At 59.0% G+C, this 7,204-nt stretch carries 4 protein-coding genes and 2 pseudogenes; 2 read left to right on the forward strand and 4 right to left on the reverse strand.

What is annotated here, in order from left to right; genetic code table 11:
- Positions 1–177 (reverse strand): annotated as a pseudogene (locus tag AC1DMK_RS30650) (flavodoxin domain-containing protein); the annotation flags it as partial.
- A gap of 167 nt (positions 178–344) precedes the next feature.
- Between AC1DMK_RS30650 and AC1DMK_RS30655 the strand changes: the two are divergent.
- Complete coding sequence (locus AC1DMK_RS30655) at positions 345–3,023, forward strand: cation-translocating P-type ATPase (RefSeq protein ID WP_477863991.1); 2,679 nt, start codon at positions 345–347, stop codon at positions 3,021–3,023.
- Between the two features lie 627 nt (positions 3,024–3,650).
- Entirely contained in the window at positions 3,651–4,496 is an 846-nt protein-coding gene (locus AC1DMK_RS30660) for a class I SAM-dependent methyltransferase (protein ID WP_477863992.1), read from the forward strand.
- On the opposite strand, the gene AC1DMK_RS30665 is transcribed toward AC1DMK_RS30660, so the two are convergent.
- The 3 genes and pseudogenes from AC1DMK_RS30665 to AC1DMK_RS30675 form a co-directional block, all read right to left on the reverse strand.
- Complete coding sequence (locus AC1DMK_RS30665; RefSeq protein ID WP_477863993.1) at positions 4,493–5,092, reverse strand: hypothetical protein; 600 nt, start codon at positions 5,090–5,092, stop codon at positions 4,493–4,495. The genes AC1DMK_RS30660 and AC1DMK_RS30665 overlap by 4 nt on opposite strands.
- A 154-nt stretch (positions 5,093–5,246) precedes the next feature.
- Positions 5,247–5,633, reverse strand: a complete 387-nt coding sequence (locus AC1DMK_RS30670; protein ID WP_477863994.1) for a hypothetical protein — start codon at positions 5,631–5,633, stop codon at positions 5,247–5,249.
- A 264-nt stretch (positions 5,634–5,897) separates the two neighbouring features.
- Positions 5,898–6,687, reverse strand: a pseudogene (locus AC1DMK_RS30675) (ion channel); the annotation flags it as partial.
- Between the last annotated feature and the right edge of the window lie 517 nt (positions 6,688–7,204).

Consider the following 7,204-nt stretch of genomic DNA (forward strand, 5'->3'; position numbering starts at 1 on the left):
CAGAATAACACGTCGCGCTTTCGGCCAGCGGACTGGCTCGAAATTGGACATTGGGCCGACATGGACGCGAAGACCCTGTGCGGAAAGAGCGATCTGCAGCGTATTGGCGAAGCCCCAGGTCGTGCCGCTCTCACTGCCGACAAGCAGGATCGTATCGGCCTCGCCAGCGGCAGCCGAGGCGGCCTTCGGGTCGCGGCGCTGTTCGTGGCTCGGATGCACACGACAAATGAAGCGATTGGCGACGAACCTCCCGTCGAGGTATGGTGGTCATAGGATGCGCTAGGTCCTATTCGCCGCGGTTCGAGAAAGATGACAGGATTTGCCGTATCCAGGGGGATCTTTCCGTGCAGACATATATAGGTCCACCCGCCTCTCCAGTGCTTGATCCTCATGCGCTCTCGGTAGCCGCCGTTGCAGGTGTTCTCGACGTCGATCCCGCTGTCGGGCTCAGTCAGAATGAGAGCGAACAGCGATTGAGCCGTTTTGGACCGAACCTTCTTCCGGTCCGAAGTCGAGTTTCTGAGATCAATCTGATATGTCGGCAGTTTGCCAGTTCCGTGGTCGGGCTTCTGACTGCTGCGATGGCACTTTCGCTTTTTTTTGGCGAGCACAAGCAGGCCGCGGCGATCGCCGCAGTGCTGGTGATCAATACAGCAATTGGATACTACACCGAGCGGCGAGCGGTGCGCTCTATGGAGGCGTTGCGGAAACTTGGCGGTCGCAGCGCACGTGTGCGCCGGAATGGCCGTGTGCAGCAGGTTCCAGGCGATCAGCTTGTACCTGGCGATGTGGTCCTCCTTGATGCGGGCGATGTGGTTTCCGCCGATATGCGTTGCATTACTTGCGCAGGCATATGTGCCGATGAATCAACCCTTACCGGGGAATCCCTCCCTGTTGAGAAAGGCACCGACCCCAACCCGGAATCCACCGGACTGCACGACCGAAGCGCCATGCTGTTCAAGGGCACACATGTCGTGCGTGGCAGCGCCGAGGCTATCGTTACCGGCACTGGTCTCTCAACTGAACTTGGTCGGATCACTAAGCTTGTCGAGGAGACCGAACACGGGGAATCGCCGTTGGAGAGGCAACTCGCATTGCTGTCGCGTCAGCTTGTCTGGGCGACTCTGGCGCTTGCTACTGTCCTTACGGGGATAGGAGTCTATTCTGGAAGACCAACCTTTACGATGGTGGAAACAGCAATAGCGCTCGCGGTGGCTGCTATCCCCGAAGGTCTTCCTGTCGTCGCGACACTCACACTCGCCCGAGGCATGCTTCGGATGGCCAGGCAGCATGCGCTCGTCGAAAACCTCGCCGCGGTCGAAACGCTGGGATCCACCACGCTCATCATCACGGACAAGACCGGCACGCTGACCGAGAACCGAATGGAAGTTGAGCGAATCCTGACACTGTCCGGCGAGTTTTCGATCGATCATCGAAGCGCCGCGATCTTCAAGGACGGGATCGTCGTCGATCCGGCCAATGATCCGGAGTTGATGCGGGCATTGTTGATTGGCGTTCTTTGCTCGAATGCAGACTACGACCGCGAGGCTGGATCAGGTACCGGCGATCCAATGGAGGTGGCGCTTTTGCGCGCCGGCAGCTTCGCCGGCCTCGAACGCCGGCGGCAGATCGACGTTTATCCGGAAGTGGGCGAGCACCCCTTCAGTGCGGCAAGCAAGCGTATGGCGACTGTGCATAGCCACGGTGATAGCCAATTTGCCGCCGTGAAAGGCGCGCCGGAGGAAGTTCTCAAGGCGGCCGACCGCATCGGCACGCAAGAAGAGCCTTTGGATGAGGCCATGCGATCGGCTTGGTTAGCCAATGCCGAGCGGCTTGCTGCGGAAGGGCTGCGGGTCCTCGCCGTTGCGGTTCATCCAAAAGCGGCCAAGGACCAGCCGATCATTGACGGCCTGATCTTCTTCGGTCTTGTCGCCTTTCGTGATCCGCCAAGGCACGATATCGCGGCGACTATAGCCTTGCTACGCGGGGCAGGCATTCGGGTGGTTATGGCAACCGGCGACCATCCCAGCACCGCCCTCGCCATCTCCCGCGAAGTCGGCATGACGGAACCCGGCGCGCCGGTTCTGACCGGCGCTTGGTTGTCCTCCATCGCCGGTTCAGATGAAGAACGACGCCGAGTGATTGCTCGCCACCACGTCTTCGCGCGCGTCAGTCCTGTACAGAAGCTGGAACTGATCGACGTGTTCCAGCGCGAAGGCGACGTGGTAGCGATGACAGGCGATGGCATTAACGATGCGCCGGCACTGGTCAAGGCCGACATCGGCATTGCCATGGGCCAACGCGGCACCGACGTGGCGCGCGAAGCTGCCGATATTGTGCTTCTGGACGATGCCTTCCGGACGATCGTGCATGCGGTTGGCGAAGGGCGGGTCATCTTCGACAACATTCGGCGCTTTGCGGCTTATCTGCTTTCCTGCAATCTCGCCGAGGTGCTCGTCGTCAGCCTTGCGATCCTTGCCGGACTGCCTTTGCCTCTGCTTCCTTTGCAAATCCTCTTCCTCAATCTAGTGACCGATGTCTTTCCTGCCTTCGCCGTCGCTACCGGCGAGGGTGAAGGCGACGTGCTCTCCCGTCCACCACGGCCGTCGAAGGAAGCTATTGTTTCAACCGCACAATGGCTCGCGATCGGGTTCTTCGGGGCGTTGATTTCCGCCGCCACGCTTATTTCACTGACGGTCTCCGTGGTTTGGCTTGGGTTTTCTACCCAGGAAGCGACAACCGTTTCCTTCATCACCATTGCCCTTGCTCAACTCTGGCATGTCTTTAATATGCGCAGCCATGGAAGCCGGTTCTGGCGCAACAGCGTGACCGAGAACCGGTTCGTATGGATGGCCGTTGCACTCTGCCTTGTATTGCTCCTTGCCGGCGTGAACGCACCTCTTTTGGTTGGGCCGCTCGGAATTGTCTCTGTCGGTGCGGCCGGCTGGGTCCTTGCCGTCACCTGCAGCTTGCTGCCATTCTTCATGATACAGACCTGGCTTGGTCTGAGCCGTCGAGCGTGACACTAACGGGTGACCGCTATCTCTTTTCTGCGGGGCGGTTCGTGGCTTGCCGGGTGTACGGCAAATAAGCGCAATTCTGGAGGACTAAGATGCTCTCAGCGGCGTCCGCTCGCGGACCACTGGGCACTGCGGAGGTCAAGGAGCTCCAGGACATAACGTCTTTCGCTGCCCTTACTTAGCTGGGAAAGCCCTTTGCCAACCCTTGCTGCTTCCGCTTCAAGGTCGCGGTTCGAAAGCAGCCCTTTGTCTGCTCACATCGGCAAACAGGCCGAGCGCGAACTCGGCGGAGACGGCCAGCTTCCGGAGACTTTCTCCCGCTCACCAAAGCGCGACTACCGTTCCGGTCGCCCGGAGGCAATCATGCCTGTTTATGACGCTCGGATTCCGATCCTTTGCAAGATGTATCCTTCGCCAAGCGGCAAGAGGCCAGGGCAGGCGCTCGTCGGTCGGCTCGTGCGGATGGGCGTTGACAATCCTGGGTAAGCGGTATTTTCTTGGCACATTCATTTGGCGGTACAGGTGCGAGCCGGATTATATATCATGGCTAGGGCGCAAGGGAGACTAACCTGCGCTACAAGGCCATGCCCTATGAACGCCGTCGTTCGGACCTAAGGCCTGGCGGACAAAATGAACAACTCTTCAAATTCCGAACAAACTACATCGACTGGGCATAAGCTCAGCGCCGGCGGACATCTTAACGTTCATTACCTGGCGCTCAAGGACGAGTATGATGCCACTCTTCGTGCCGCCGGCATCCGCCCCGGTTGGTCAATGCTTGACGCAGGAGCGGGCAATGGAGTCTTCCTGCCTTTGATGGCGGAATTGCTGGGCGTCGAGGGACATATCGAGGCTCTTGATCTGGCGCGGGAAAATATTGAGGCAATCGAAGGCTTGATTGCAAGCCAGCGGTTTGCCTGTCCGGTAAGCACGCGAATCGGTGACATCACCGTGCTCCCGTATGAGGCCGGCACATTCGATGCGGTTTGGAGCGCGAACGTCATCCAGTATCTGAATGACGAAGTGCTCACCAAAGCAATCGGTGAGTTCTGCCGCGTCGTAAAACCGGGCGGACTTGTTGCTGTGAAGGAGGTCGATATCTCGGTTTGGCAGTATCAGCCGCAGGATCCAAAACTGGTGTGGCGTCTGCTTGATGCCCTCTCTGATGATGTACAGATGTCTGGTGCGATGAGGGGAACTCGCGTGTCGGCCTGGTTTCGAGCGGCGGGCCTTGAGAACGTCTCTGCCATCACAACCCTCGCTGAGCGCCGTCAGCCGCTTAGGCTCGTGGAGCACGAATATATACGCAACAATCTCGAATTTTTATCCGGGCTCGCCCGAACGTGCGACTTGCCAGAAGCGGATCATCACCAATGGAAGTCGATCGGCGAAGCGCCGGAGCGTCTGCTTGCCGACCCCGACTTCTGTTATCGCGAAATGTGGGTACTCAGCTTGGGTATCGTGCCGAAGGGCTAAGCCAACTTCTGCCGTTTACAATCAACGCGCAGGCGGCATGCCATTAAGAGTTGCTCTGTGGCACTTGCTGCATGATGCTGAGGTTTTGCGCACAGAGGCGACCTACCGCAGCGCGTCTCCGCCGCATACTGAATCCCGAGCTGCGCAAGCACGACAAGGCCAGCGATAACAAGAACCGTCACCGCGATGGCATTTCGGAAAATAGGTAGCAGGGTGCGGAACCGTGCCCGGCGCGCCGCATCGGCGGGGGAAAGGGACGCGGTGTCGGAGGCGGTGCTCAACGACAGGTCGATCCAGTGCCTGACTAACTGCCAGACAAGGTCGGCAAGAAGGAGAACGACGACGCTCTTCATGCCTCCGTAGACAAGGGCTTCCACCCAAGGGTCTTGTCGGCCAGGAGCGTCCGGATTGAAGCGCCAGACGAGGGCGAGCCACCCGATTGCCAGGCCGACAACCACCACTCGCACCGCATGGGCGACGAGCAAGCGTCGGAGTGTGCCGGCATCGGCAGATAGCGCCGCCGACATGCGTGTGGTTCCCCGCAGTATGGGGGGAAGGGCGATCGCGTAGATGCCGAGCCAGAAAAGTCCTTTCATTTCGAGGCACCATGCTATCCAGAGTGCCACGCCAAACGCGGTTATCGCTGCCTTCCACGACGCCGAGGTTTCGATCGTAGCCCAGACGGTCTTAAGGCTCAGCGCGAGGACTATCAGCGAAAAACAGATTGATATGGCCTCGGCGGCGCCGGGTTCAATGCCCAATGGCCCCGCGAGTGCAGACGTTGCAACGGCGACGGCGACGATTGCCGTTAGGAACGACAAACGACGGCGCTGTGAAGGTGGAAGGGCCGTCATTGGCATCAAGGCGATCGTCGACCGAATGACAACGAGCGCAGATGTAGGCGAGGAGCGTCAAGCGTGCCAGCGGAGGCCAATCGACTGCAAAGAAGATCACGGCCATCCCGGCAGAGAATATGCCGATGGATGCGAGTCTGACGAACGTGCTGTCGGTGGGGGCAACGAGTCTACGCCAGATGGATTCGACCACGAAACCCACGGCGACGAGGCCCAAAAAAATGACAGAAACGGGCGCGTATCCTTGCGCGGCGGCTTTTGCGCGGGTCCGCGTCGCAGCCATGCGAACTTCTTCAGGCACTCGCGGTAGGGCGGACAGGACGCCGTTGATACGCGCGCGGATCGAGGCTTCCCATGTTGCGAAGCTGAACCCGCTTACGACCACATCAGGTGTTGGGGGCCAGACTTCTTGTTTTCAAGCCAGGTTCGAACGTCAGGATCCTCCAATAGGGTAGGCGCTCGATATCGCAGAAAACTTGATTTCGGGCGGAGGAGTCGAATGCGAGCTGGTTGTTGAATTGCCGATGGCGCGCCAACTGGGACTACGCCCTTCATCGGGAATGTTAAGGACGTCGCCACACGCCTTGCAGTGGACGGCATCTGCATCGTGCCGTTGCAGCCCGCAGCGGTGGCAGGCATAGGTCACCTTATGGGGCCTGACGATCGCCTGGGCCAGTCGGACAATGAGGGAAATGCCAACGATCATGGTGACGACCGACGTGAGCTTTCCGACATTGCCAGGCAACGTGATGTCGCCGAAGCCGGTGGTCGTCACCGTGGTGACAGTGACGTAGAGCGCGTCTACGAAACCCTCTCCACCGGGCTTGTCATAGAAAAATGAGGTGTAGACAAAGCCAGTCATCAGGAAGAGGAAAACCACGAAGTTGATCACTGCCTGCACGACGTCAAGCAGATGGACATATCCTCCTCGATGGAGGAGTCCACTTGATAAGTGGACTATGCCCGATCGCCCCCAGCCGGAGGACTCTGAGAAAAGCAAAATTGAAGAGCACCTCCGGGAAGGCGAGCGTTGCAAGAACAACCAGGTCAATCCACGTCATAGGACGGAGGGCCCATTGACGGACGGAGGGCGCTGCAACCGCTCGTGCGATCATTTCGATCGCGATCCAAGCGGCGATAAGGTAGTCGATTATCAGGTAAGATGGACCCGAGCGAAGATATGGACCTAAAATGAAGAATGCGAGGATCGCGATATCGATCGCCGCGAATGCGAGCTGCAAGAGAAAGGCTTGACGGCCATCGGCCTTCTCGATCCGACGCAGGCCTTGCCTCAGGTTTTTGCGGTGCGAGCCATCAACGACGTCGAAGATACCCATCGGCAGACTCTACGCCCGAGCCAACAACCATAGTGTCCATTTTTGCCAGCGGGATAGTGGAGGGGCTAGGCAGAGATCGGCTGCTCTCGCCGCGCAGTGTCTAGGACCGCAGACGACTTCCCAAGCTGTCATCGGATCGCGGCGACAAGATCGATGACCAAGGGGTGCAGCAACCGAACCCGCGATGGGGACAAGCCCACTGATCCCCGAGCGTTCGCCGAGCGTCTGGCCCGGGTTTTCGCGAGGACGGTGCGCTGAACTAGGACACTTTCCGTTGCTCCGAACCAACTGACTTTTATGAGATCGGCCGCGCGTTTCGTGATGTAGCGAGCGAGTATGCACGACCGATCAGGAGACGCCGGAGAAGCCGATCGTGTCCCGGCACGTGGTGTAGGTTTTGAGGAGTAAGGTGGCCATCAGTGTTTTCCGGTAGGGTCGGGTTGTTCAAGACCAACCTGACGGAAAGACCACCGATGACCAATGACATGATGAACGTGCGCTCGCTTGTTGAGAAGAG

Source organism: Rhizobium sp. 05L419, assembly GCF_056397845.1.